The following is a 25631-nucleotide window of genomic DNA, read 5'->3' as shown; positions in this document are numbered from 1 at the left end:
TTTCATTGAATGCCGTACCAGAACCGAAGCGTCAGGCCGCAAGCCCCTGGCGGATACGCTCGGCGATTTCCGCGATACGGGCATTGCCATGGCTGCGACGCGCCGAAACGAGGCAGGCCTGCGAGCGCAGGATGACTCCATCTTCCAGCACCTTGAGGCGATTGGCGCGCAAGGTGGAGCCGGTCGACGTGATATCGACAATCATGTCGGCAGAACCTGCTGCCGGAGCGCCTTCAGTCGCGCCAAGGCTTTCCACGATGCGATAGACCTGAATGCCGTGCTTCTGCGAAAAGAACTGCTGCGTCAGACGCCAATATTTGGTGGCGATGCGCAAGCGACGACCATGACGCTGGCGGAAATCGGCTGCCACATCATCAAGATCGGCCATGCTGGTCACATCGCGCCAGACTTCCGGCACCGCGACGACGACATCGGCGTGGCCGAAGCCCAGTTCCGCCTCGATGGCCACGCGCTCGTCAGCGTGGGCCAGTGTCTCGCGCACGAGGTCTTCCCCCGTAACGCCCATATCGACGCTTCCATAGCCCAGCTCGCGGGCAATCTCCGAAGCCGACAGGAACAGAATATCGAGATCGTCTTCACCTTCGACGCGCGCGCGGTAATTGCGGTCGTCATCCGGCAGGATCACCTTGTATCCGGCCTTTTCGAGAACGGCGAGCGTCTGCTCCTTCAGCCGACCCTTGGACGGCAATGCCAGTGTGACGCTCATTTCGTTGCTCCCGCCAATGCCTGAAGCCGGTCCAGCCAGATGGAGAAGCCGACGCCGGGAATATTTTCGGAAGCACCAAGCATGGTCAAAAGCCGGTCGTAACGGCCACCACCGGCCAGAACTGCATCCTTTTCCACGCCAGCGGCGCGAATTTCATAGACAAGGCCGGTATAGTAATCGAGCGGACGACCGAACGAGGCGTCATAGACGATATCGCTGGTCTTGATACCAGCCGCAGCAATCGCTTCGGCCCGGGCTTCAAACTTCTGAAGGACAGCGCCAAGATCGAGTGCGTTTTCGGATGCGAAAGCGCGCAAAGTGACCGATGCGGAATCCAGCGTGACATGGGTTTCCAGAAACTGCTTGAGCAGATCGAGCGCCGAAGCGGGGAAGCGCGTGGCGGCCAGATCTTCCTTTTCGATCAGACGGCGAGCGATTTCCGCAGGCGAACGGCCAGCACCCGGCGAAATGCCAGCTTCCAGCATTTCGGTTTCCAGCATACGCGCAAGGCCGGTTTCATCGCCTTCGGCAACAAGAACGGCCAGCGTTTCCGGCAGCGGATCACGTCGTTGCGCGCCCGTCAGTTCAGCCAGAGCCAGTTGCATGGAATGCGCATCGCCGAAGGAGCGCAACAGCTTCTTGCGCCAGCCCTGCGGCAGACCGAGCGCCTTGAGCATACCGGCAAACACCGACTGATCGCCCAGAACGATATCGAGCCCGGCTTGCGGGGCGACGGAGCGAACACAGGACAGCGCATCGGCAATCGAGCGTGCATCCGAAGCCGCCTCATCGGCAGCACCCAGATCCTCGATCCCGGCCTGAAGAAACTCAGCCGCGCCATCACGACGCTGCCGGAACACTTCGCCAAGATAGGCGTAACGTTTCGGCGTCGCGGCATTGAGCGCAATATGGTTGCGACAGACGGGAATGGTGAATTCCGGCCGCAGGCACAGGCTATCGCCGTTTTCATTTTCGGTGAGGAAAATACGACGGCGCAAATCCTCGCCTGCCATATCCAGAAATGGATCGGCAGGCTGGATCAGCGGTATTTCCACCAGATCGGCATCGCGCGCATCAAGCTCTGTGCGAAGCGCGTTGAAAACCGGCGATGTGCGCGTTGCGGCCATGGTTCCGATCACTTTGCGGCTTGAGCGCGGTCCTGCGCCTGACTGCTGAGAATTTCCCGAACCGCTTCGACCAGAGCGTCTTCCTTGACGGTGATCTGCGCCGGACGGCTCTCGCGCCAGGTCACATTATCCTCGATCTCGGCAGAAAGACGCTTGCCTTCAACCAGATCCTTGATCTGCACTTCACCGGCTTCGCGCTCCTGCGAGCCCTGAATGATCACGCATGGCGCTTCGCGACGGTCGGCATATTTCATCTGCGCCTTCATGCCGGAACCACCGACATACATTTCAGCGCGGATGCCCTGCTGGCGGAGATCGGAGACCATTTTCTGATAGCGACCGAGGCTTTCCGTATCCCTGTCCATCACCAGCACGACAACCGGGCCAACGACATCGGACACATCCAGCTTGCCGAGATTTTTCAGCGCCGTCATCAGGCGCGAAACGCCGATGGAGAAGCCCGTCGCCGGAACCGGCTCGCCACGGAAACGCGACACGAGGCCGTCATAACGACCACCGCCGCCAACCGAACCGAACACGACCTTCTGGCCGTCTTCATTGGTCACGTCGAACAAAAGCTCAGCTTCGAACACCGGGCCGGTGTAATATTCAAGACCGCGCACCACGGACGGGTCGATCTTCACGCGGCCATCATAACCGCCTGCCGAAAACAGCGCCTGCATGTCGGCGAGTTCGGTCACACCTTCTTCGCCCTTGGCATTGCCCGCAACGACAGCGCGAAGATTGGCAATCGTATCGGCACCCGTCGCACCACCGGCGGCGGTGAAAGCCAGTACCTTTTCAATCGCGGCATCGGCCAGTTCGGCGCCCTTGGTGAAATCGCCGCTTTCGTCGAGGCGACCCTTGCCAAGCAGAAGGCGCACGCCTTCGGGGCCGAACTTGTCGAGCTTGTCGATGGCGCGCAGTACGTTCAGGCGCTTCGCGGCATTGCCCTCGCCTTCAAGGCCGATGGCATCCAGCACACCGTCCAGAACCTTGCGGTTGTTGACGCGGATCGCATAATCGCCACGACGAATGCCAAGACGCTCCAGCGTATCGGCCATCATCATGCACATTTCGGCGTCAGCGGAGACGTTCGGCGCGCCAACCGTGTCGGCGTCGAACTGCATGAACTGGCGGAAGCGGCCTGGGCCTGGCTTCTCATTGCGGAACACCCAGCCATTGCGATAGCTGCGATAAGGCTTTGGCAACGACTCGAAATTCTCGGCTACGTAGCGCGCCAGCGGCGCGGTCAGATCGTAGCGCAGCGACAGCCACTGCTCGTCGTCGTCCTGAAAGGAGAACACGCCCTCATTCGGGCGGTCCTGATCCGGAAGGAACTTTCCGAGCGCGTCCGTATATTCCACCAGCGGCGTTTCCACCGGCTCAAAACCATAGAGGTCATAGACTTCGCGGATCGTCGCCATCATCTTTTCGGCGGCGCGCAAGTCGTCCGGAACCCGATCGACAAACCCGCGCGGCAGCCGCGCCTTCATCTTGTCCGCTTTATCGGCCATTTTTCCTGCCTGATCGCTAAGTATATACAATATATGCCGGAAGAACCGGCAAATACTCGAAAACCGAGTGTTGCCGGTTTCCTAACCGATCAGGCCCGTTGCGGCAAGTGCAGGAAGCGTGTTCAGCGTGCGGCAATGGCGACGGCAGCGCCCGCCATCATGCCAGCGCTGGTCCGATTGGCGATGCGCATCATGCGCGGGCTGCGCAAAACACGCCGCGCCTGCGCGGCCAGCACCACCCAGGCTGTGTCCACTGCCGCCAGAACGGCAAACATGACAGCGAGCAATTCTGCCCAGCCAACCAGCGAAACATGGGTAATATCCACGACCGTCGGCAGAATGGCGATATAGAAGACCATGATCTTCGGATTGCCGAGCGTGACCGCAAGCGCACTAAGGAACAGCTTGCGCCCTTCACCCTCGCGCGGAATGGCGTCTTCATCCGCTTCTTCATCGACCGGCGCGATCCACATTTTCCACGACAGATAGATCAGATAGGCGACGCCCGCATATTTCAGCACCAGAAACGCGGTGTGGAAGCTGTTGGCGAGAGCCGACAGGCCCCAGACGGCAAGCGACAGCCAGACGGCATCACCAAGCCAGAGACCGAACATGAATGGAAAGACGCCCTTGTGCCCACGGCTGATGACGCGCGCCACCAGCGCGCCGACATTTGGTCCCGGCGTGCCTGCGGCTACGACCAGAATACCCGCGAAAGCAATGAGCGACGTCAAATCCATATCACATCTCCGAACAAGCGCATTTTTCTTGCAGAAAGACTGCTCCTTAGCAATCCCTGTTCCTTGTATCCCGGTTATTGGGGGCGCTTGAATGCCAGCCGCAACTTTTCGACATGAGCGCGGCAATGGCAACCTTCAATGTGATCGTTGACCAGACCCATGGCCTGCATGAAGGCATAAACCGTGGTCGGCCCCACAAAGGACCAGCCGCGCTTTTTCAAATCCTTGGAGATTCGAATGGAAGTATCGGTTTTCGGATTGGCGATCAGGGTCGGATAATCCACGACGGCTGGGCGGTCCTCCGCTCCCGGTTCAAACGACCAGAAATAGGCCGCAAGCGAACCCTTTTCCGTGACCAGTTCAATAGCGCGGTTCGCATTGTTGATCGTGGATTCGATCTTGCCGCGATGACGCACAATGCCCTTGTCGGCCAGAAGTCGCTCGACATCCTTGCCGTCATATTGCGCCACACGGTGGAAATCGAAGCCATCGAAAGCGGCGCGGAAATTCTCGCGCTTGCGCAAGATGGTGAGCCAGGACAGGCCCGACTGGAAACCTTCAAGGCAAATCTTCTCGAACAGCCGATAATCGTTGGAGACCGGCACGCCCCATTCATTGTCATGATAGGCGAGATAGTCCGGCAATATGCCGGGCCAGAAGCAACGGGTCTTGCCATCTTCGCTGACGATCAGACCGGTTTTCGCTTCAACAATATCACTCATTTCCCGCCTCCATTTACCTGCTAACAGCCTCGTCCAGAAACTGTTTCCCACTTTTCGGGGACATGCGCAAAGCTTCATCGATCATTAAACATGTGACGCAACCTGACGCTAACCACAACTCTACTTAGAGTGATGCTTTAGTTGAACACGCGACCGAAATTTACCTTTCCGATTCCATTGGGGCGCACAATCCCATCATGAAATTAGGGGCTGTTCTCCTGACAGGACGTGTCAGGAGCCGCAGCCGGGCAACCGCGCCAATGGACCCAGACAGGTAACGCAACCGGGATGATGGCGCAAAAAGAGACGGATCTGGACCATGCAACCACGTCATCTTCTTTTGATCGGATCGCTTGCAGCGATTGCTGTTTCCATCGTCAGCACCGGCATGGCTTTCGCCAATGACCGTTACGCGACCTTGCCGCCGGTGGCTGTCAGCCCCGACCTTTCCGCACCGTGGGTAGCACAGCTGCATGGCCAGCCGGCACGCATGCGCCAGATGCCGGACGGCACCGTCCAGCAGCCGGTGCGCCGCACCACGGTCAAGCAGAAGCAGAAGTCCAAGGCGAATTATCGTCAGGTTTCCTACCAGCGACCGGCAAGCAATCCAGCCACAGCTCCATCCAAGCATCAGATCGACCCGGCCTATCTGCCGCAGAGCGTTTCCTATTCCGGCAGTGAAAAGTCCGGCACCATCGTGATCGATACCAGCAAGCGCTTTCTCTATCTCGTCCAGTCCGACGGCAAGGCCATGCGTTATGGCGTCGGCGTGGGCAAGCAGGGTTTCAGCTGGAAAGGTTCGCAGCGCATCAGCCGCAAGGCCGAATGGCCGACCTGGACGCCGCCAAAGGAAATGATTGCCCGCGAGCGTCGCAAGGGTCGCATCCTGCCTGCACGCATGGATGGCGGTGTCAACAATCCGCTCGGCGCACGCGCTCTTTATCTCGGTTCAACACTTTACCGTATTCATGGCACCAACCAGCCATGGACCATCGGCAAGGCCATGTCTTCGGGCTGCATCCGCATGCGTAACGAGGACGTGACAGACCTTTATGAACGTGTTCCCATCGGCACCCGCGTTGTCGTTCGCTGACCCGTTCCGGAACAGTTTTACAGTGAAACAATGCCGCCCTCTTCGCAGGGCGGCTTTTTTACATTCATAATACTGAAACATTGGTTTTTTTGATGAAATCAACCTGCCACGGGCCCAAAAACAACCTGAAAAGGCTTTTGCTTTTCCCGCGAACACCCATATGCTGCCAATGATGATTTGAGTGATGATTTGAAAAAACATGGACGGCGCCGCCAGAGGGCGGCCACAAATGCGACCGTATCGGAATATGAACCGGTGTCGCATTTGGATGGAGGGAAAGGATAGATCATGACCGTACCGACCGTAAAACTGAACGACGGCAACCATATTCCGCAGCTCGGTTACGGTGTCTGGCAGGTGGGCAATGATGAAGCGGTTACAGCCGTCAGCGAAGCGCTGAAAGCGGGCTACCGGCACATCGACACCGCCGCCATCTATGGCAATGAAGAAGGCGTGGGCAAAGCTATCAATAATTCGGGCGTTGCACGCGGCGACATCTTCCTGACGACGAAACTCTGGAACAGCGATCAGGGTTATGAATCGACGCTGAAAGCCTTTGCGACCAGCCTGAAGAAGCTCGGCACGGATTATGTCGATCTCTATCTGATCCATTGGCCGATGCCTTCCAAAGACCTGTTCATGGAAACCTGGCGCGCCTTCATCAAGCTGAAGGAAGAAGGCCTCGTGAAGTCCATCGGCGTGTCGAACTTCCGCACGGCCGATCTTGAACGCCTGATCAAGGAAAGCGGCGTAACGCCGGTTCTCAACCAGATCGAGCTGCATCCGCAGTTCCAGCAGGACGAACTGCGCCTGTTCCACGGCAAGCACAACATCGCCACCGAAGCCTGGAGCCCGCTTGGACAGGGCAAGATTCTGGAAGATGAAAAGCTGAAGGCGATTGCCGCCAAACATGGCAAGTCGGTCGCACAGGTCATCCTGCGCTGGCACATCGAGACCGGCAATATCGTCATTCCGAAGTCGGTCACGCCTGCCCGCATCAAGGAAAATTTCGAGGTCTTCGATTTCAGCCTCAATGGCACTGATCACGATGCCATCACCAAGCTGGACAAGACCGATGGCCGCATCGGCCCGAACCCGGCGACATTCTCGGCGGGCTAGTTCAAAACATATGACTGAAAAAGCCGGGCAATTGCCCGGCTTTTTTATCGCAGCAGCTTCAGGCTGCCGGTCAGCGAGCGAACCCATTTGGCGGGACCGGCGATCCCCACCCCATCAATGATCTCGCTTGCAAGATCACGGTCCGGAAACGTGGTTTCATATTCCGCATAGACATGCATTGCCCGTGCGAAGGCTGGAAAGGCGACAACCGCCTGCCTGTCTTCATGTGCCGCCGCTTTCAACAGGATCGACCGGATCGTTTCCGCGTCCGCTTGCAGGATAGGCACAGGACGGTCCGAGCTGATATCGATGGCGACGCCTGAGCGATCAACCAGTTGCCGCGCCGCGACTTGAGGCAGTCGTGCGCCAAGTCCGATCGAGATGGCCGCAACCGTGTTTGCCAGCAGACCTTGGGCCAGATCAGGGTTGACGATAACGGCGAGACGCAGATCTTCCTGCATGATGGCTCCAGAGTTTCGGTGTTTCTGCGAGAGAAATACACCGCATCTGCTGGTCGATCCTGCCTTTCTTACCTACTTATTATCATGATATGGTAGATTCTACCCCGCACTGACGTCATTAAGGTAGATTTCATGACCGCACTGGAACCTTCCGATATTCGCATTCTCGAAGCTTTGCAGGAAGACGGTCGCCTGACCAATCAGGCTTTGGCCGATCAGGTGGGCATGTCCACTTCGCCAAGCTGGCGGAAAATGCGCAAGCTGGAAGACGATGGTGTGATCGACGGCTATCGCGCTAACCTCAATCGCAAGGCAATCGGCCTTGGCGTCATGGCTTTCGTGCGGATCAAGATCGACAGTCACAGCGAGCTGGAGGCAGAACAGTTTGCCGCCGAGCTGATGGGGCTCGACGACGTGATCACCTGCTACAGTATCGCTGGCGATGCCGATTTTCTGCTTCAGGTGGTCTCACGCGATCTCGACACATATGCCGATTTCGCCATGTCCACCTTGCGCCGCCTGCCCCGTATCAAGGAAATGCAGACGACCTTCGTTTTAAAGGAAACGAAAAGCTTCAAGGGCTTTCCGTTGCACTATGCCGCGTCAGTGAAGACGGGAGCTTGAGAGCGCAACCGGCTTTGGCCCGCCATAGGCCCAGTCGATCAGCTCCACCGTATGAACAATCGGCAGTTTGCTGCCGGTAGCGATCTGGGTCATGCAACCGATATTGCCTGTCGCGATGAGGGCCGCGCCGGTTGCCTCGATATTCTTCACCTTGCGGTCACGCAGCCTGGCAGCAATCTCCGGCTGCATGATGTTATAGGTGCCTGCCGATCCGCAGCAGAGGTGCCCTTCCAGCGGTTCCTTTACCGTAAAGCCTGCCTTGGAGAGCAGGTCTTTCGGCTGCCGCACGATTTTCTGCCCATGCTGCATCGAGCATGCCGAATGATAGGCGACCGTCAGCGCCTGCGGCGCATCCGGTTCCGGCAGGTCGATGCCGGTGAGATATTCGGTGATATCCTTTGCCAGCGCCGAAACCCGCGCAGCCTTGTCCTGATAGGCCGGATCAAGCCGCAACATGTAACCATAATCCTTGATCGTCGTGCCGCAGCCGGACGCCGTGACGATGATCGCATCGAGACCACCCGCCTCGATCTCTCGCGTCCAGACATCGACATTGTGCCGCGCCTGTTCGAGCGCCTGCTCTTCGCGGCCCATATGGTGAACCAGCGAACCGCAGCACCCTTCGCCCTTCGGCGTCACCACTTCGATGCCGAAGCGGTTCAAAAGCCGCAAGGTGGCGGCGTTGATGCCCGGATTGAGCACAGGCTGCGCACAGCCGTTGAGAATTGCCACGCGACCGCGCTTTTCGCCCTTGGCGGCGCTGACGGTTTCGATGGGAACCGCCGCTGGCAGGTTTTGCGGCGCGAGATCAAGCATGGCCGCCATGGGTTTCAGGGCGTCGCTCTTGCGCAAAAGCGGAGCAAATGGCTTGCCCAGTTTCGCCAGTTTCAGCGCGGCACGGAACCGGCCCGGATAGGGCAGAACCTGCGCCAGGACACCGCGTAGAAAGCGGTTCATGAACGGGCGCTTGTAGGTTTTCTCAATATGCGCGCGGGCATGATCGACCAGATGCATGTAACTGACGCCCGAAGGGCAGGTCGTCATGCAGGACAGGCACGACAGGCAGCGGTCGACATGGCGCACGACCTCCTCATCCGCTGGACGGCCGTTTTCCAGCATGTCCTTGATCAGATAAATGCGACCGCGCGGGCTGTCGAGTTCATTGCCAAGCGTCACGTAGGTCGGGCATGTCGCCGTACAGAAACCGCAATGCACGCATTTGCGCAGGATCTTTTCCGATTCCTGCACACCAGGATCGCGCAGCTGGTCGGGGCTGAAATGAGTTTGCATCGTGTCACGCTCCAACCTGATGAGAATGCATACGGCCCGGATTAAGAATATTTTCCGGATCGAATTGCTGCTTCAACCGCTGCGACAAAGCCGCAAGGGCTGGCGGCTGCGGTTCGAACACATCAATGCCGGCACGGACCGTCTCCGGCGCCCGCACCAGCGTCGCGTGACCGCCACCATATCTGGCAATGAGTTTGCGCAAGATCTGCGCTTCCGGGTCCGCTTCCATCCGCATCCAGATCAAGCCACCCTGCCAGTCGTAATAAGCGTCGACGCCCGCATGACGGCGGAACTCGTCCACCATCTGCCAGCCTTGCATCGGCGTCATTGAAACGCGCCAGACAGCGCGAGTGTCGCCCGCATTGGCATAAGGCAGGACATCGCGCACTTCGCGCCAAAGCTGCTGCGATTGCGCTCCGTCCAGCGCTTCCACCGTGCCGGATTGGCGAAGCAGCGCCTGCAACTGGCGGCTGCGATGCGCCACCGAAGGCGCAAAGCCCTCAAGCCGCAACACGGTCGCCGCTTCCCAGCCAAGCTTTCCATCGAGAAAGCGATTGGCGACCGTCGGCGGCAAATGCGCTGCCGACGCAACTTCCTCTCGCGATCCCATCGCCATGGCCATGACGCGCGCCGCCTGTTCATCGGTCAGCCCGCGCACGACAAGCGTAGCTGCCGTTTCCGGCTTCGGCAGAACCTTGAACGTCACCTCTGTGGCGACGCCCAGCGTGCCCCAGGAATTGGCCATGCCCTTGGACAGGTCATAACCCGTCACGTTCTTGACCACGCGACCGCCGGATTTAAACAATTCGCCCCGCCCGGACACAACGCGTACGCCAAGCACATGGTCACGCGCAGCGCCGGCCTTGAGACGGCGCGGACCAGACAAATTGGCAGCAAGCGTGCCGCCGATCGTGCCGCGACCAGCCTCGCCCGACAGCAACGGGCCGTAATCCATCGGCTCGAAGTGAAAGCACTGATTGTTGTCGGCCAGAAGCTTTTCGATTTCGACCATCGGCGTTCCGGCTTTTGCCGAAAGCACCAGCTCGTCCGGCTCATACAAGGTCACACCCGAAAGCAGCGACACGTCGAGCACGCGACCCGCATCGACGCTGTGTCCGATACCACGCTTGGAGCCGTGGCCGATAATTTCCAGCGGAGTGGAGCTGGCCAGCGCATCCTGTACCGCATCCAGAACGCCCGCCTCATCTTGCGGCTTTAGAATATTTGCATCGCTCATGATCAAAACCACAACTCAGAATCGGGGAATATCCGGGAAGGACAGCTCGCCGCGATGCACATGCATGCGGCCAAGCTCGGCGCAGCGGCGCAATTGCGGAAACACCTTGCCGGGATTGAGCAGATGCTTGGCATCGAAAGCACATTTGACGCGCATCTGCTGGTCGAGGTCAATGTCGTTGAACATTTCCGGCATCAGATCGCGCTTTTCGATGCCGACGCCGTGTTCGCCGGTGAGAACACCGCCAACTTTCACGCAGAGCCGCAAAATGTCCGCGCCGAAGTTTTCGGCGGCTTCCAGTTCGCCCGGTATATTCGCATCATAGAGGATCAGCGGATGCAGATTGCCATCGCCTGCGTGGAACACATTGGCCACCCGCAATCCGTATTTTTCGGACAGGTCGCGCATGCCTGACAGCACACGCGGCAGCTCCTTGCGCGGAATGGTGCCATCCATACACAGATAGTCGGGAGAAATGCGCCCCACCGCCGGGAAAGCCGCCTTGCGCCCGGCCCAGAAAGCCAGACGCTGCTCTTCCGACTGCGACAGAATACAGGTCGTGGAACCGTTGCGCAGCGCCAGCGCTTCGACCCGACCGATCAAGTGATCGACCTCGACCGGCGGGCCGTCGAGTTCGACAATCAACAACGCTTCCACATCAAGCGGATAGCCGACGCGGACAAAATCCTCCGCCGCTTTGATGGCAGGCCGGTCCATCATCTCCATCCCGCCGGGAATGATGCCTGCGCCGATAATATCGGCCACGCACTGGCCAGCCTGTTCGCTGGATGGAAAGCCGACCATCACGGCACGTGCCGTTTCCGGCTTTTGCAAAATGCGCACCGTGATTTCCGTCACAACGCCGAGCAGGCCTTCCGAACCGGTCATCAGACCGAGAAGATCATAGCCCTCGCTGTCGAGATGTTTGCCGCCGAGGCGGAGCACTTCGCCAGTGATCAGCACCATCTCGATGCCGAGCACATTATTCGCGGTCAGGCCGTATTTGAGGCAATGCACGCCACCTGCATTTTCTGCGACATTGCCGCCGATGGAACAGGCAATCTGCGACGAAGGATCGGGCGCGTAATAAAAGCCCTCATGCTCGACGGCTTTGGTAATGCCAAGATTGGTGACGCCCGGCTGCACCACGGCAACGCGGTTCGGATAATCGATTTCGAGAATACGGTTGAAGCGGGACATGCCCAGCAGCACCGCATCCTGCAAGGGCATCGAGCCACCGGACAGCGATGTGCCCGCGCCGCGTGGCACGACGCGGATACCGTTTTCGTGGCAATAACGCAGAACCTGTGAGACCTGATCGACCGTTTCCGGCAGCACAACCACCAGCGGCAGCGAGCGGTGCGCCGTCAGGCCGTCGCTCTCGAACACCCGCATTGCATTGACGGTATCAACCACGCCCTCGCCCGGTACGATGCCGCGCAGATCATCCACGATCTGCCCGCGCCGCTGCATAACGGACGCATCCGGCTCCGGCATAATCAATCCGCTCATTTGTTCCTCCGCCGCTGGTCAGGCCCTTTTTGTCAAGGCGCCGCCAGCCCTCAAATGCCGTTCCGGTTATCATCCTCGCTTGAGAACCGGAGCGGTCGTAACGCATCGTTTTCGCGCCATACCAGACTGGATGGACAGACCCAAACTTTTCTGGAATAGCTCTAACATGCACAGTGCACCCTGCACCGTATTCGTCAAGTGGTAAATCATTTTTACCACTTGTGCCGTTCGCATAACAGTTTTCACGCTGCGGCATAATTGCTTGCGGAGCCTTGTAACGCCCTGTCGGTTTGTTTTCGCATTTCCACCCGCAAAACCGTTTCACACTTTTGCTGGAAATGCGTTAGATGCAATTGAAATGCAGGCCAACCCGGGGGATCACACGATCATGATGAGCAGCAGTCTGGCCGATATGGAAATCTTTGCCCGCGTTGTCGCAACCGGCAGCATGTCGGCGGCGGCTCGCGATCTCGGCCTTTCCCCCGCGGTGGTTTCCAAGCGTCTTGGTCGTCTGGAAGAGCGCCTCGGTACCCGGCTCCTGCAACGCACAACACGGCAGATCGCGCTGACCGAGGCCGGTCAGGGCTATCACGAGCGCGTCCTGGCCATTCTGTCGAACATCGAAGAGGCGGAAGCTTTTGTCGCGCGGCGTTCCGCCGATGCGCGCGGCACGCTGAAAATCTCGGCTCCCACGACCTTCGGGCGTATGCATATCGCCCCCTATCTGGTGCCTTTCATGCGCGCCAATGCCGACCTCACGGTCAATATGCAATTGACTGACGAAATGGTCGATATTGTCGGCGACGGCTATGATCTGGCGATCCGCATTGGCGAATTGTCGGATTCGACCCTTGTCGCCCGCAGGCTGGCGCCTGTCCGCCGCCTGCTCGTCGCCTCGCCCGGCTATATCGCGGAACGCGGCACGCCCCAGACAATCGAAGACTTGCAGGCGCATATCTGCCTTGCACCGCACAATAATGATCCATGGCGGCTTGAAGGGCCGAAGGGGCCAATCGTCATTCGCCCGGTCGGCCCGCTCCAGACCAATTCCAGCGAGATGGTGCGCGAGGCCGTGCTGGCCGGTCTTGGCATCGCGCAACGCTCCACATGGGACATTGGCCCGGAACTCGCGGCAGGCAAACTGGTGCAAGTGCTGCCCGACTATACCGCCTCACGCAATGTGGCTATTCACGCGGTCTATCCGTCAAAACAGTTCCTGCCTGCCAAGGTGCGCCTGTTCATAGATTATCTCGCGGACCTTTACGGCCCTGTACCTTATTGGGAGAGCGGCAGTTCTCCACAGGTCGCATCTCAAAAATAGACATCAAGTCTTTTGCCGACTATGAAACGCTGCGCATTAGAAAGCGTGCATATAAATGCGATGCGGCATGAACTCCCATCATGCCGGCCGTGTCGTTCGGACTTTTGAGGAAAGATAATGAACACTCCGATCCGTTTTATTCTTGCAATCATCGTTGCCGTTGTCGTCGGTTGCGGCTTCATGTTCTACGACAAGTCCCGCGGTGCGGAATGGGTCGTGTCACCACAGCAGATCGAACAGGCGAAGTCTGAAGGCAAGCCCGGCTTTGAAAGCCGACCGGGCACGGTAACCGTGCTGCCGATCCGTAGCGAAACCGCTGACGCGCTACCCTTCAAATGGGCGATGTACGGCGTTGTCGCGGGTCTGTTCGTGCTTGTTTCGACGCGCAAGCGCAAAAAGGCTTAAAACGCCCCTCTTCCAACCGTCAGAAAGCCCGGCTGGATCACCAGTCGGGCTTTATTTTCAATATATTCCGTTGCCGGGTCCGTCCCTTGCGGCTACCTTGCCGCCGATACGCAAAGGGCTTGAACGGCATGGCCGAAACGATTTTCTCCCGCATACAGACGAGCCGCACAGCGGACGACGTCGTATACCAGATCGAGACGCTCATTCTGGAGGGCGTTCTGCGTGGCGGCGACCGTCTGCCCGGCGAGCGTGAGCTGGCGCGCCAGTTCGACATTTCCCGGCCCATCCTGCGCGATGCCCTGAAGCGCCTTGAAACGGCAGGCCTTTTGACCTCACGCCACGGCGGCGGAACATTCGTGGCCGACGTGATCGGGCAGGTCTTCAGCGCGCCCGTGGTCAAGCTCTTTGCCGATCATCGCAAGGCGACCGCCGATTATCTCGAATATCGTCGCGAGATCGAAAGCATTGCCGCTGAATACGCAGCGCTTCGGGCTACGCCCGCCGACAAGGCGCTGCTGACGGAAATCATGAATGCGATGGAAACCGCGCATGGCGCGAGCGATTTCGACACCGAAGCGCGCCTTGATGTCGAGTTGCACAATGCGGTTGGCGAAGCGGCGCATAATATTGTGCTGCTGCACACATTGCGCTCCTGCTACCAGCTTTTGAAGGACGGCGTGTTTTATAACCGTAGCCTGATCTACAGCTATCCCGGCGTCGCCGACATGTTCCTCTCGCAGCATCGCGCTATTTACGATGCCGTGATGGCCGGCAACCCGCAAGCGGCCCGCGAAGCGGTGCAAAAACATATCCGCTTCGTCGAGCAGGCAACGCACGACCGCGAGCTGAACGAAGAACGCGAGCGCGTCTCGCGGCTGCGCTTCCGCCAGCGTGCGGGCACCAATGCGGTGAAGGAAGTGAAGGACGAAGGCGAATGACCGGTGTGATTTTCAAGGATGCGTGCGGCCCGCAGAACATCCGCCTTTATGCCATCGGAGATGTGCATGGGCGCTTCGATCTCTTGCAGGACATGCATGGATTGATCCGTGCCGATCTCGATCATCGCCCCGTCCACGACTGGCGCATCATCCATCTCGGCGATTACATCGACCGGGGGCCACAATCGAAGGAAGTGCTCGACTTTCTCATTGATGCAGCCAGGCATGATCCGCGCATCCTGTCGCTGCTCGGCAATCACGACGAAGGCTTTCTCAATTATCTCGCCACCGGCGACACGGCAGGCATCTTCGCCTTGCATGGCGGGGTGGAAACCGGGCTCTCCTATGGCGTGGAACTGGACTTTTCCGATACGGATAAAGCCCGGCGCAGCCATGAAGCGCTGGTGAAAGCCGTGCCGCAGGCGCATATCGATTGCATACGCGCGATGCCGCGCTGGCTCTCGTTCGGGGACTTCTTTTTCTGCCACGCAGGCGTCGATCCGGCCCTGCCACTCGAAGAGCAGGACCCTGACGATCTCATCTGGATACGGACGCTGTTTTTGAAATGGACCGATCCCCTCGCAAAGGTGATCATCCATGGGCACACGCCGCAAGGTGCAGTCGATGTTCAACCCAACCGGGTCAATCTCGACACCTATGCCTGGAAGAGCGGTCTGCTCTCGGCAATCGCAATCGACGGTGTTGAAAAGCGCTTCATCGAAGCGCATTAACCGAAATTAGTGAGCGCTGGAAATTCCGTAACCGTCGCTCGAAACCATGGTGTTACCGGCATCAACGGTGAAGATGCCGACTGCCATGAACACGATCGCGGAGACCATCAGGACGGTAAGAAGGGCGGCATGCTTGGCGGTCATATTCGGAAACTCTCTCGACGGTTGCCGGATGAAATTCGATAAAACGAGCCGCCGTTACGAGCATGGCGCGAAGCCCTGCCCGACCGATCATTGCCCGGGAGACGGCGTTCAGTTACACCCGATAAAAGTTACCCGCAACTGAACGGAAGCGTCGTTCACCGCGCTTTTTTCACAAAACCACGCATTGCTGACAGGATGTGGCAAAGCAGCAACGCGAAGCTTATCCTTAAGGTTAATGTTGGGTTTACAAGCTTGTAGCCGAAGGGGAGAAGTCTTCCTCTCCGGATGAGCGACTGGGAATCGAAAGAGCGGTTTTACCCGTTCTAGATTCGGCCGATCCAGGCTTTGGCCAGCGCAGCGCCCGCCTTGTCGGAAGAGCGACCGACGCTCTCGGCCAGTTGCGGGAACGCCTTGTCCCAGCCCGGCGCGAAGTCTTCGATTTCGTCGGCGAGTTGGGCATTCCACTGTTTGACCAGCCCGGTATCGGCCTCGAAATGGAACTGGGTGCCATAGACCGCCCGACCGATCCGGTAGGCCTGATTTTGCGTCATATCGCTCGACGCCATATGCACCGCCCCTTCAGGAAGGGTGAATGTATCGCGGTGCCAGTGGAAGATCGGAAATGCATTGCCCGCCGTCGACAGAACCGGATCGCGCTGCCCTTCATCGGTCAGGCGCACTTCCTGCCAGCCGAACTCCATCGGACGGTCGAGAATATTCTCGCCGCCATAGGCGCGTGCCACAAGCTGACTGCCGAGGCAAATGCCGAGCACAGCCTTGTCCTTATCACCAAAGCCGCGGATGAGATCGAGCAGGTGCGGGAAATAGGCAAATTCGGCGTCGGCCAGCGCATTCTGCTCGCCGCCCAGAACGATCAGCGCGTTATGTTCGCTGGCATCGGCGGGCAGCGCATCGCCATTATAGGGGTGGCGCAAATCAATCGAATAACCGGCTTCCGTGAGGACAGGTTCAATCTGCCCCAGCCCTGCACCGTCATAATTCTGGACGACCAATACGCGCATAGACCACCCCATAAATCTCGTTTCCATTGGCCAGAGCGGTTTCAGTGAATATTATATTGTTGTAACCGCTCTAACTTTTTGTTTTTACGCACATCTTATCCGAAAACCGCTTCGCACTTTTCGGGATGTGCTCTAGCATGAAAAAGGCCCGGACAACAGCCGGGCCTTTAATCAGTTGGATGTCGATTATTCGACGACCGACACGCTGACCGTTCGGCCAGCCACGAGGTGCACGCCGTCCGGCACATCCTCCAGTTTCACCCGGACCGGTACGCGCTGCGCAAGGCGCACCCAGTTGAAAGTCGGCGTGACATTGGCGAGCAGGCTGGTGGTCGCGGTGCGTTCACGATCCTCGATACCGCCAGCAATACCTTCGACCTTGCCCTTGAGCTGCACCTTGCTGCCCATGACATCGACCAGAACCGGATCGCCGATCTTGATGCGCTCAAGCTTGTTTTCCTCGAAATAGCCCGAGACATAATAGGAATCCGTGTCCACCAGCGCCGTCACGGCAGAACCTGCGGTGACATAGTCGCCCGGCTGGAGCGAGAAGTTGGTGATGACACCATTGACCGTCGCCTTGACCGAAGACCGGTCCATATTGAGCGCGGCCAGATCACGGTCCAGACCGGCCTGACGGTATGCCGCCTCGGCCTGCATGGCTGTGGTTTCAACCTGTTCCAGCTTCTGGCGGGTCACGGTCGTGTCGTTGAGCTGGCGATAGCGGACGAGATCGCGATTGGCCATGTCGAGCGCGGCCTTGCTGCTGTCCACCTTGGCTTCAGCGGTCTGCAGCGCCAGCTTGTAACGCGCCTGATCGATGCGGAAAATCACATCGCCCTTTTTGACGTTCTCGTTATCGCGAACGAGAACCTCGCTCACCAGACCCGAAACGTCAGGCGCAACCCGCACCACATCGGCAAGGATCTTGCCGTCGCGTGTCCACGGCGCATTCATGTAATAGTCCCAGAGATGCCAGCCAAGCAGCCCCGCCATTGTGACCATGACGAGGGTGAGAAAAACCCGGCCAGTATGTGCGAAGAGCTTTTTCATCAGTCTATTCCGTTCAAGATAATGGCGGCAGCGCCAAGAATGCAGAAATACATGGCGGCATCGAACAAGGGCCGGTGCCACACAAAACGGTAGAAACGCACGCGCGCCAGCAGGCGCTGCATGATCGTATTGAGGACATAGGCGCCAAGCGCCAGCACGCCCAGAGTGGGGATGTAGATCCCGTATATATCGAGTTCAGGTCTCATGATCGTTCACATTCAGGTCTTCACGGGGCTGTTCGTCAGGCAGCTTGCGGCAGCTCCAATTGCGGGCGCGGCGGCAAAGCAAAAGGCGGCGCCTTGGGAAACAGGTTGAAACGCAGCGCCACCAGTGCAAGCCGCGGACGGCGAGCAACAGCGGGCGAACCGCTTTCGATGATCGCCGCTATCGCCTTGTCGATGGAAGCAAGCAGTTGTTCATCGGTATTCTTGCGCGACTGATCGTCCGGTCCATGCTTGGACAGGGAACGATAATGCGCGCCGACACCGTCCAGCACCGCATCCACCGCATCGCGGCAAGGCTCGGCCAGTTTGGCGCGATATTGCTGCAGGTCGATGGTGTTCATCCCGTTGCGCAGATCGCGCAACAGATCGACCTTGGCGACATCCGCCGACGGGATCAGCGCCAGACGCGGCGTCATCATGCCGATGCGGTCGATCATGCGCAGCAACAGGCGGTTCATATGCTGCCGACGATGACGGCTCGGACCGCGTTCGGTTGCCGCGACGATATCGCGCCAGCCAGCCTTGACCAGACGCCGCACGCTCCATTCAGCACCGACCGAGCGCACGATAGATGTAATCACCGCAGCCATGACAATACCGACAACCGTCGCCAGATTGGCATTGGCAAAGGTCACAAAATCCGACGTGGCGTGGCTTTGCAGCATGAGCATGTTCGGCAGGTTCACGCAGAGCACCATGCCCAGCAGAAACTGCGATGGAATTGCCAGAAGCACACCGGCAGGCACCAGAAACAGACCCAGCACCAGCGCCAGCGGGAAGAAGCCATCCACCAGCGGCAGCAGCGCAAATTCGAAGACAAAAGCCGCTACAATCACGATCAGCAGCAGCCAGTTGAACTTGCGCATCACCGGCACAGGATCGTCCATCGTCGCGAAAATACAGCAGAAGATACCCGCCATCATCGCGGCTGCACTGCCCTGCGCCCAGCCTGTGGCGATCCAGAAAGCCGTTGCCACAGCGGTTGCGAGAAAGGCCGAGAAGCCTGACAGAAACGCCATGCCATAATCGCGGTGCGCCGGACGCCCCTTCAGATGGGCATCGTAACGACGCCAGCGCAGCGCATGACCGCGCTTTGCACCAGACACGATATCCTGACGCAGCGTGATGCAATCACTCCAGATCTGGACCAGATCGCGCACACGCGCTGCCACATTGAACGGCAAAAGCTCGCCCCAGCTTGAGGCATCCTTGCCGTGACGCTCGATCTCGTCGATCAGCTTCAACAGAACCGCGCGGCGCTCTTCGCTGAGATTTTCGCCGCTTTCGAGCCAGTCACAGGCTTCGTCGAGAAGTTGCTGCACTGCGGGGTGCCATGGCTTTTCGCCCTCACCCGGCTTCAGCACGATGACATCATGCAGGCTGGAAATGATCGGCAGCACGGCCACCATGCGCTGTTGCAGCACATGCAGCATGGTTCCGACGCCGCGAATGGACGAGGTGTCATAGGCCACATGGGTCGTCAGATTGCGCAGTTCCAGCGCATCGGCGGCCAGACGCTGGCGGTCGCGAAGGAATTGCGGGCTGGCGCCCTCGCCACGCATGGTGGCCACGGCCAGCCGTGAACCCTCACGCAACCAGTTGTCGATACGACCGACCAGAACCGGCCCGCTGTGGCGCGGAAAGACAAGGCGGTTGACCACTGCCGCACAGATAATGCCAATGGCAATTTCCTCGACGCGGCCAAGCGCATAATCAAAAGTGGTTTCGGGAACAGAAACCACGGCAAAACTTGCAATCGCCACGGTATAACCGGCGAGCATGAACAGATAGCTGCGCGGCGTGCCGTCGAGCAGGCTGATCGCCAGACAGACGCCCATCCACAGGCCGATGGCGACGGTCAGAATCTCCGGCGAATTGATCAGATGCGGCACGAAAAGGATCGTGACCGCGCCGCCGATAATCGTGCCGACCAGACGATAGAGACCCTTGGATGTGGTGGCCCCCGAAAGCGGATGCGCGACAATGTAAACGGCGGCAATCGACCAATATGGGTTCGGCAGATTGGCCATCAGCGCAATCCACAAGGCAAGCATACCGGCTGCAAACGTCTTCAAGGAAAAGACGACATCCCAGAATTTCGGTGTTGTTTCGGCGAGCTTGGTCATGGTTTTCGCAGGCAGCGTTGGTTTAAAGGTTGAGGAATTTCTCGTTCAGCTTGCGCAATACTTCCATGGCGACATCAACCTGTTCGGCGTCGAAATCGCTTAAGAACTGCGTCCGAAGACGTGCCGCAGACTTTTCCACCTTGGTGGCGACGGCGCGGCCGTCTTCTGTCAACTGGATGAGTTTGACGCGACGGTCGGCATCGTCGGCGACGCGCAGGATCAGGCCATCCTTTTCCAGCTCATCGACGACACGAACAATCGTAGCCCCCTCGATGCCGACCCGTTCGGCCAGCACCCCCTGGGGGATCAGATCGCCATGCCGCAAGAGGGTCATCAGCGGAACGGCTTTCGCATCGGAAAGACCATGCTCCGCCATTGCCGCATCAAAGGCTTTCCGCCATCCTCTGGCAGTGCTTGCAAGAAGCGGCGCGAATTCGACCCAGGCTTGTTTCATCACTTCAATTCCATTCAAATAGATAGCTTCATACCTATATGGATACAATCTAATTAGATTCAACCACCAGACATTTCCCATCAATTGTTTGTGTAAGCTTTTCTTCAAGTGAGAGCGGTTTTCAATCCGCAAGCTGGCAGAACGGTCACACAAAGCGCTTGACCGGCGGGCTTTCCCTCTGCCATCGATGCGAACATGCGCGCCAATTACAGAATGCAACGACTTTATATCGAGGATGACCTCGCCCCGGAAACGCCGGTCGAGGCTGCGCCGCAGGCTGCCCACTATCTCATTCACGTGTTGCGCCTGAAAGAAGGCGATGAAGTTCTCGTTTTCAACGGGCGCGACGGTGAATGGAAGGCCCGGCTGAAGCCGGAAGGCAAGAAGCGTGTTCTGCTCGTACCCGTTGAGGAGACGCGCCCGCAGCCAGCGCCAAGCGATCTCGTCTATTGTTTCGCGCCGCTGAAACAGGGACGCCTCGATTATATGGTGCAAAAGGCCGTTGAGATGGGCGCAGGTGTTTTGCAGCCGGTCGTCACCCAGCACACGCAGGTGCCGAAGCTCAGCACCGACAAAATAAAGGCCAATGCCATCGAGGCTGCCGAGCAATGCGGCGTGCTCAGCCTACCAGAATGTCGCGACGCAGTGCGTTTCGACCGCTTTATCGACCAGTGGGACCCGTCACGCCGTCTGATCTTTTGCGATGAAAGCCACGAATCGGACGATCCGTTGAGCATTCTGCAAGGTTTGAAGCCCCAATCGAAGCCTTGGCCGATAGGGCTTCTGATTGGCCCGGAAGGCGGATTTTCGGAAGAAGAGCGGCAATTGCTGCACCGTCTGCCCTTCGTGACCGCCATTCCGCTCGGCCCTCGCATTTTGCGGGCGGATACAGCTGCGGTTGCGGCCATGGCTCTGGTACAGGCCATTCTCGGCGACTGGAGAAATGCGGCATGATGTTCTCTAAATCGATCGTTCAATGAAATTGACTTGCGTGATTTGACAAATTTGTCCAATCACGCTGACAAGCTGAAATACGACCAGGGATAGACTGTATGGCGCGCGATACGACTGACGAAACGGCACTGACGGGCGTTGAAGAACTTGCGATCTATCTTGCCGGGGGAAACAAACCCAAGGATGCCTGGCGCATTGGCACCGAACACGAGAAATTTCCCTTCTATACCGCTGACAACAGCCCTGTTCCCTATGCAGGCCCGCGCGGCATCAAAGCCATTCTGGAAGGCATGCAGGCCATGCTCGGCTGGGAGCCGATCATGGATGAAGGCAACATCATCGGATTGGTGGAGCCGACCGGACAGGGCGCAATTTCGCTGGAACCGGGCGGGCAGTTCGAGCTTTCCGGCGCGCCGCTTACGACCATTCACCAGACCTGCCGCGAGATGAACGCCCATTTGAGCCAGGTGCGTGAAATCGCCGAACCTCTGGGCATTCGTTTTCTCGGCGTCGGCGGTAGCCCGAAATGGACGCTGGCCGAAACTCCGGTCATGCCGAAGTCGCGCTACAAGATCATGACCAACTACATGCCGAAGGTTGGCCATGAAGGTCTGGACATGATGTACCGGACCTCGACCATTCAGGTGAATCTCGACTTCAGTTCGGAACGCGACATGCGCCGCAAGATGCAGGTTTCGATGAAGCTGCAATCGGTCGCCACGGCGCTGTTTTCCAGCTCGCCCTTCACTGAAGGCAAGCCGAACGGCCTTCTGTCGTGGCGGTCGAGCATCTGGCGCGATACCGACAACCAGCGCGCCGGCGTGCTGCCTTTCGTCTTCTCGGAAAATTTCGGCTTTGCGGACTATGTCAACTGGGCCCTCGACATTCCGATGTATTTCATCCTGCGCGATGGCCGTTATCACGATTGCACCCATGTTACTTTCCGCCAGTTCATGAACGGCGCATTGAAGGGTGAAGTCAGCGATCCGGTGCCGAATATGGGCGACTGGACCAACCATCTTTCGACGCTGTTCCCGGAAGTTCGCCTCAAGCGCTTCCTCGAAATGCGCGGTGCAGACGGCGGCCCGTGGCGGCGCATTTGTGCCCTGCCGGCCTATTGGGTCGGCCTGCTCTATGACGAAGAAGCGCTGACGGCAGCCGAAATGCTGACCAAGGACTGGACTTATGAAGAGGTTCTGGCGCTGCGCAATGACGTGCCGACTAAGGCGCTCACGGCAACATTCCGTGGCAAGCCGCTGGAAGGCATCGCCCGCGAAACGCTGAAGATTTCGCGGCTCGGCCTGAAGAACCGTAACAAGCTGAACCCTGAAGGTTTTGACGAAACCCACTTCCTCAGCCCCCTGGAAGAAATCGTCGCCGCTGGCATCACCGATGCCGAGCGTATGCTGAAAGCCTATAACAGCATCTGGGCCGGTTCCGTCGAACCGATCTTCCTGGAATATGCTTACTGAGCATTGAGCCGGGTGAAACACCCAAATAAAAAGGGCGCGTTTTTCGCGCCCTTTTCGTTTTTCGGGATGTGCTCCAGGGTCAGCTTGTGACCTGCTGAGCCTTGGTCGGATCGGGAATCACAACAATCGTGCTGCCATCGCGCACATTGTTGTAAAGGTCGATCACATCCTGATTGATCATACGGATGCAGCCAGAGGAAACAGCCTTGCCGATGCTCCATACTTCCGGCGATCCGTGGATACGGTATAGCGTATCGCGGCCATCCTTATGGATATACAAGGTGCGCGCGCCAAGCGGGTTCTTGAGGCCGGGGGGCATGCCGCCATTGGCAATGCTGTAAGGCTTGAGCGCGGGCTGGCGCGCAACCATCTCGTCCGGCGGCGTCCAGCGCGGCCACTGGCGCTTGTAGGCAATCACGGCGCGGCCCGCCCAGGCAAAACCGTCACGACCCACGCCGATGCCGTAGCGCATCGCCCGCCCATTGCCGAGCACGTGGTAGAGATATTTGTTCGGCGTATCGACGATGACGGTGCCCTTCACCTCGGATGTCGGATAATCGACTTCCTGTCGCCAGAATTTTGGATCGACCTTGCTGATATCGACGGCAGGCAGCGGAAACTGTTCTTCCGGCATGGCCTGATACATGAGCGGCACCGGCTGCGACGGTGCGACCGGCTTTTTGACCGGCTGGGCCGGTTGCGGTGGCTGGGCGGTGGAAACACAGCCTGACAGCGCAACAGCGCTTGCACCGATCAGAAAGCTGCGGCGGTTGAACACCGCCGTCTTCAAGCCGGAAAATGCGGCGTCTTGGGAGTTTTTACGCGACATCCTTGAACTCTTTGTTGGACACGCATCGCGGCAATGAACGCGGTTCGTTCGCACCGGAATTGTGCCGATCATTTCGGATGTGCGAGAAAGAAAAGGCCAAGCTTAAGCCAGCCTTAAGAGAAACGCCCAACCGGCGACCCGCTTCTCAATTCGGCATTCAAGACATTGCGAGTGTTGCTAAAATAGCGACCCTTGCCCGCCCGGTCGGGACGATACAGGCTTTTTCGGCGTGCTCGGTCTGGCTGCCGATTCGTCGTCGGTGCCGCCATCGGCAACCACTGCCACATCGCCGTCACGGAAGCGGAGCGACAGGGCATCGCCCGCAGCCACGCTTGCAGCCTGCTTGACCGGGTTACCCTCCGCATCGAACACGATGGCAAAGCCGCGATCCAGCACGCTTTCATAAGACAGGGTGCGCATGAGGCGCTCAAGTTCCTGTCCGCGCCGTTTGGCCCGTTCGATCAAAAGCCGCACAGCCTGATCGCGTCGGCGATCCAGCTGTTCGACCGTCGATGTGGCTAGACGGGTGCGCCGCAAAATCGGTTCCGGGACCAGCCGGTCTGCGCGATGCGAAAGCGCCGTGCGGCGTTCACGCAGGAACGCCTCCAGCGCGCGCGGCAGCCGCTGGCCGAGCAGCGACATGGTGCGCTGCTGTTCCACAAAGCGGCGTTGCAACAGGCGCGGCGACAATTGCCGGGCGCGCCCTTCAAAGTGAACGCGCTTCTTCTGCGTGTTGACGAACAGCGCCCGTGTCAGCCGCGAAGCGGATTCGTCAAAGCGGCGGCGTGGCAAGGCCAGCAACTGATCAGCGGAAGGCAGCGCGCGCGCAGCCGCGCGATGCGCCTGCCGCTTCAGATCGATGAAACGCGACATGGCCGATGCAAGACGCGCCGATTGCCCGGCAAGCGTTGCCTGCAAATCGGCCTTGACCGGCACGGCCATTTCCGCAGCGCCGGTGGGGGTCGGTGCGCGCACATCGGCAGCAAGATCGATCAGCGTCCAGTCGGTTTCGTGCCCCACGGCCGAAATCACCGGAATATGCGATGCAGCCACGGCGCGCACGACGATTTCGTCGTTGAAGCCCCACAGATCTTCCAGACTGCCGCCGCCGCGCGCCACGATCAGCACATCGGGGCGCGGCACGGGACCGTGTTCCGGCATCGCGTTGAACCCGTCCACGGCAGCGGCCACTTCCGGACCGCTCGTCTCGCCCTGCACGCGCACAGGCCAGACAATGACATGCAGCGGATAGCGATCTGAAATGCGGTGAATAATATCGCGGATGACAGCGCCTGTCGGCGATGTCACCACCCCGATCACGCGCGGCATAAATGGCAGAAGCTGCTTGACCGCCGGATCGAATAGTCCTTCCGCCGCCAAGCGGCGCTTGCGGTCTTCCAGAAGCGCCATCAGCGCACCGGCGCCTGCCGGTTCCATCTGCTCGATGACGATCTGATATTTCGACGATCCCGGATAGGTGGTCAGCTTGCCGGTGGCGATGACCTCCATGCCCTCTTCGGGACGAAACCGCAGGCGGCCCATGGAGCCGCGCCAGATCACGGCTTCCAGCCGCGAGCGGTCGTCTTTCAAGGCAAAATAGGCGTGACCGGAAGAATGTGGCCCGCGATAGCCGGAGATTTCACCCCGCACGCGCACATGGCCGAACGTATCCTCGACCGTGCGCTTCAAAGCGCCGGAAATCTCGGAAACGCTATACTCGGCGACATTCGACGATGCGCCGGTAAAACTCGAATCGGAACCCATGCTCATCCCATCATAGGCCATTAGC

Annotated in this window: 26 protein-coding genes; 9 read left to right on the top strand and 17 right to left on the bottom strand. The window is 58.8% G+C overall.

Going from position 1 to position 25631, the window contains the following annotated elements; genetic code table 11:
• Positions 1-31: 31 nt before the first annotated feature.
• The 5 genes from hisG to FGI60_RS00800 all read right to left on the bottom strand — a co-directional run bounded on the left by hisG (position 32) and on the right by FGI60_RS00800 (position 4833).
• Positions 32-727 carry an ATP phosphoribosyltransferase gene (hisG, locus tag FGI60_RS00820; RefSeq protein ID WP_138783518.1) on the bottom strand — a complete coding sequence of 232 codons (696 nt, stop codon included), beginning with the start codon at positions 725-727 and terminating at the stop codon, positions 32-34.
• On the bottom strand, positions 724-1854 hold the full coding sequence (locus FGI60_RS00815; RefSeq protein WP_113533891.1) for an ATP phosphoribosyltransferase regulatory subunit: 1131 nt from the start codon (positions 1852-1854) through the stop codon (positions 724-726). The genes hisG and FGI60_RS00815 overlap by 4 nt, the downstream gene beginning before the upstream one ends.
• Positions 1855-1862: 8 nt before the next feature.
• The gene (gene hisS / locus FGI60_RS00810) at positions 1863-3371 is read right to left on the bottom strand and encodes a histidine--tRNA ligase (protein ID WP_138783517.1); all 1509 of its coding nucleotides are present in this window, start codon (positions 3369-3371) and stop codon (positions 1863-1865) included.
• A 122-nt stretch (positions 3372-3493) separates the two neighbouring features.
• Complete coding sequence (locus FGI60_RS00805; protein WP_138783516.1) at positions 3494-4111, bottom strand: LysE family translocator; 618 nt, start codon at positions 4109-4111, stop codon at positions 3494-3496.
• Positions 4112-4185: 74 nt separating this feature from the next.
• Positions 4186-4833, bottom strand: coding sequence for a DNA-3-methyladenine glycosylase I (locus tag FGI60_RS00800; RefSeq protein WP_138783515.1), 648 nt, complete (start codon positions 4831-4833; stop codon positions 4186-4188).
• 319 nt (positions 4834-5152) lie between these two features.
• Here FGI60_RS00800 and FGI60_RS00795 point away from each other — a divergent pair, with 319 nt between their 5' ends.
• The gene (locus FGI60_RS00795; RefSeq protein ID WP_078338965.1) at positions 5153-5926 is read left to right on the top strand and encodes a L,D-transpeptidase; all 774 of its coding nucleotides are present in this window, start codon (positions 5153-5155) and stop codon (positions 5924-5926) included.
• A gap of 288 nt (positions 5927-6214) precedes the next feature.
• Complete coding sequence (locus tag FGI60_RS00790; protein ID WP_078338966.1) at positions 6215-7045, top strand: aldo/keto reductase; 831 nt, start codon at positions 6215-6217, stop codon at positions 7043-7045.
• Between the two features lie 44 nt (positions 7046-7089).
• Here FGI60_RS00790 and FGI60_RS00785 read toward each other — a convergent pair whose 3' ends face one another.
• Positions 7090-7506 (bottom strand): DUF2000 domain-containing protein, encoded by a 417-nt coding sequence (locus FGI60_RS00785; RefSeq protein ID WP_138783514.1) that lies wholly within the window; start codon positions 7504-7506, stop codon positions 7090-7092.
• A gap of 132 nt (positions 7507-7638) precedes the next feature.
• Here FGI60_RS00785 and FGI60_RS00780 point away from each other — a divergent pair, with 132 nt between their 5' ends.
• The gene (locus tag FGI60_RS00780; RefSeq protein WP_138783513.1) at positions 7639-8130 is read left to right on the top strand and encodes an Lrp/AsnC family transcriptional regulator; all 492 of its coding nucleotides are present in this window, start codon (positions 7639-7641) and stop codon (positions 8128-8130) included.
• Here the strand turns inward: FGI60_RS00780 and glcF are convergent.
• Genes glcF through FGI60_RS00765 form a run of 3 tightly spaced genes read right to left on the bottom strand, consistent with a single transcriptional unit; the run spans position 8110 to position 12169 of the window.
• Positions 8110-9420 (bottom strand): glycolate oxidase subunit GlcF, encoded by a 1311-nt coding sequence (gene glcF, locus FGI60_RS00775; RefSeq protein ID WP_138783512.1) that lies wholly within the window; start codon positions 9418-9420, stop codon positions 8110-8112. The genes FGI60_RS00780 and glcF overlap by 21 nt on opposite strands.
• Positions 9421-9424: 4 nt before the next feature.
• Positions 9425-10657, bottom strand: coding sequence for a glycolate oxidase subunit GlcE (gene glcE, locus FGI60_RS00770; protein WP_138783511.1), 1233 nt, complete (start codon positions 10655-10657; stop codon positions 9425-9427).
• A gap of 15 nt (positions 10658-10672) precedes the next feature.
• Positions 10673-12169, bottom strand: coding sequence for an FAD-linked oxidase C-terminal domain-containing protein (locus tag FGI60_RS00765; protein ID WP_138783510.1), 1497 nt, complete (start codon positions 12167-12169; stop codon positions 10673-10675).
• Between the two features lie 391 nt (positions 12170-12560).
• Between FGI60_RS00765 and FGI60_RS00760 the strand changes: the two genes are divergently transcribed.
• From FGI60_RS00760 to FGI60_RS00745, 4 genes are all read left to right on the top strand, one after another.
• Entirely contained in the window at positions 12561-13490 is a 930-nt protein-coding gene (locus FGI60_RS00760; RefSeq protein WP_138783834.1) for a LysR family transcriptional regulator, read from the top strand.
• A 117-nt stretch (positions 13491-13607) separates the two neighbouring features.
• Positions 13608-13895 carry a hypothetical protein gene (locus FGI60_RS00755; RefSeq protein ID WP_078338972.1) on the top strand — a complete coding sequence of 96 codons (288 nt, stop codon included), beginning with the start codon at positions 13608-13610 and terminating at the stop codon, positions 13893-13895.
• Positions 13896-14023: 128 nt separating this feature from the next.
• Positions 14024-14833 carry an FCD domain-containing protein gene (locus FGI60_RS00750; RefSeq protein WP_138783509.1) on the top strand — a complete coding sequence of 270 codons (810 nt, stop codon included), beginning with the start codon at positions 14024-14026 and terminating at the stop codon, positions 14831-14833.
• A complete protein-coding gene (locus FGI60_RS00745) occupies positions 14830-15564 on the top strand; it encodes a metallophosphoesterase (RefSeq protein WP_138783508.1) in 735 nt (244 codons plus the stop codon). Before FGI60_RS00750 ends, FGI60_RS00745 begins: the two co-directional genes overlap by 4 nt.
• A gap of 6 nt (positions 15565-15570) precedes the next feature.
• Here FGI60_RS00745 and FGI60_RS26185 read toward each other — a convergent pair whose 3' ends face one another.
• The 6 genes from FGI60_RS26185 to FGI60_RS00720 all read right to left on the bottom strand — a co-directional run bounded on the left by FGI60_RS26185 (position 15571) and on the right by FGI60_RS00720 (position 20587).
• Complete coding sequence (locus FGI60_RS26185; RefSeq protein ID WP_167836115.1) at positions 15571-15708, bottom strand: hypothetical protein; 138 nt, start codon at positions 15706-15708, stop codon at positions 15571-15573.
• 323 nt (positions 15709-16031) lie between these two features.
• A complete protein-coding gene (locus tag FGI60_RS00740) occupies positions 16032-16730 on the bottom strand; it encodes a type 1 glutamine amidotransferase (protein WP_138783507.1) in 699 nt (232 codons plus the stop codon).
• 186 nt (positions 16731-16916) lie between these two features.
• On the bottom strand, positions 16917-17783 hold the full coding sequence (locus FGI60_RS00735) for an efflux RND transporter periplasmic adaptor subunit (protein ID WP_138783506.1): 867 nt from the start codon (positions 17781-17783) through the stop codon (positions 16917-16919).
• Positions 17783-17989, bottom strand: a complete 207-nt coding sequence (locus FGI60_RS00730) for a DUF1656 domain-containing protein (RefSeq protein WP_078338977.1) — start codon at positions 17987-17989, stop codon at positions 17783-17785. Before FGI60_RS00730 ends, FGI60_RS00735 begins: the two co-directional genes overlap by 1 nt.
• 35 nt (positions 17990-18024) lie before the next feature.
• Positions 18025-20133 (bottom strand): FUSC family protein, encoded by a 2109-nt coding sequence (locus tag FGI60_RS00725; protein WP_138783505.1) that lies wholly within the window; start codon positions 20131-20133, stop codon positions 18025-18027.
• Between the two features lie 22 nt (positions 20134-20155).
• Entirely contained in the window at positions 20156-20587 is a 432-nt protein-coding gene (locus FGI60_RS00720; RefSeq protein WP_113533894.1) for a MarR family winged helix-turn-helix transcriptional regulator, read from the bottom strand.
• Positions 20588-20782: 195 nt separating this feature from the next.
• Between FGI60_RS00720 and FGI60_RS00715 the strand changes: the two genes are divergently transcribed.
• Positions 20783-21541 carry a 16S rRNA (uracil(1498)-N(3))-methyltransferase gene (locus tag FGI60_RS00715; protein ID WP_138783504.1) on the top strand — a complete coding sequence of 253 codons (759 nt, stop codon included), beginning with the start codon at positions 20783-20785 and terminating at the stop codon, positions 21539-21541.
• A 98-nt stretch (positions 21542-21639) separates the two neighbouring features.
• Entirely contained in the window at positions 21640-23013 is a 1374-nt protein-coding gene (locus tag FGI60_RS00710) for a glutamate--cysteine ligase (RefSeq protein WP_138783503.1), read from the top strand.
• A gap of 79 nt (positions 23014-23092) precedes the next feature.
• On the opposite strand, the gene FGI60_RS00705 is transcribed toward FGI60_RS00710, so the two are convergent.
• On the bottom strand, positions 23093-23842 hold the full coding sequence (locus FGI60_RS00705; RefSeq protein ID WP_138783502.1) for a L,D-transpeptidase: 750 nt from the start codon (positions 23840-23842) through the stop codon (positions 23093-23095).
• Positions 23843-24019: 177 nt separating this feature from the next.
• Positions 24020-25606, bottom strand: a complete 1587-nt coding sequence (xseA, locus tag FGI60_RS00700) for an exodeoxyribonuclease VII large subunit (protein WP_138783501.1) — start codon at positions 25604-25606, stop codon at positions 24020-24022.
• Between the last annotated feature and the right edge of the window lie 25 nt (positions 25607-25631).

The sequence above is a fragment of the Brucella haematophila genome (genome assembly GCF_005938105.1).
GTDB lineage: Bacteria > Pseudomonadota > Alphaproteobacteria > Rhizobiales > Rhizobiaceae > Brucella > Brucella haematophila.
Note: the sequence above shows the minus strand (reverse complement) of the source record. Positions and strands in the feature narration are given on the sequence as shown.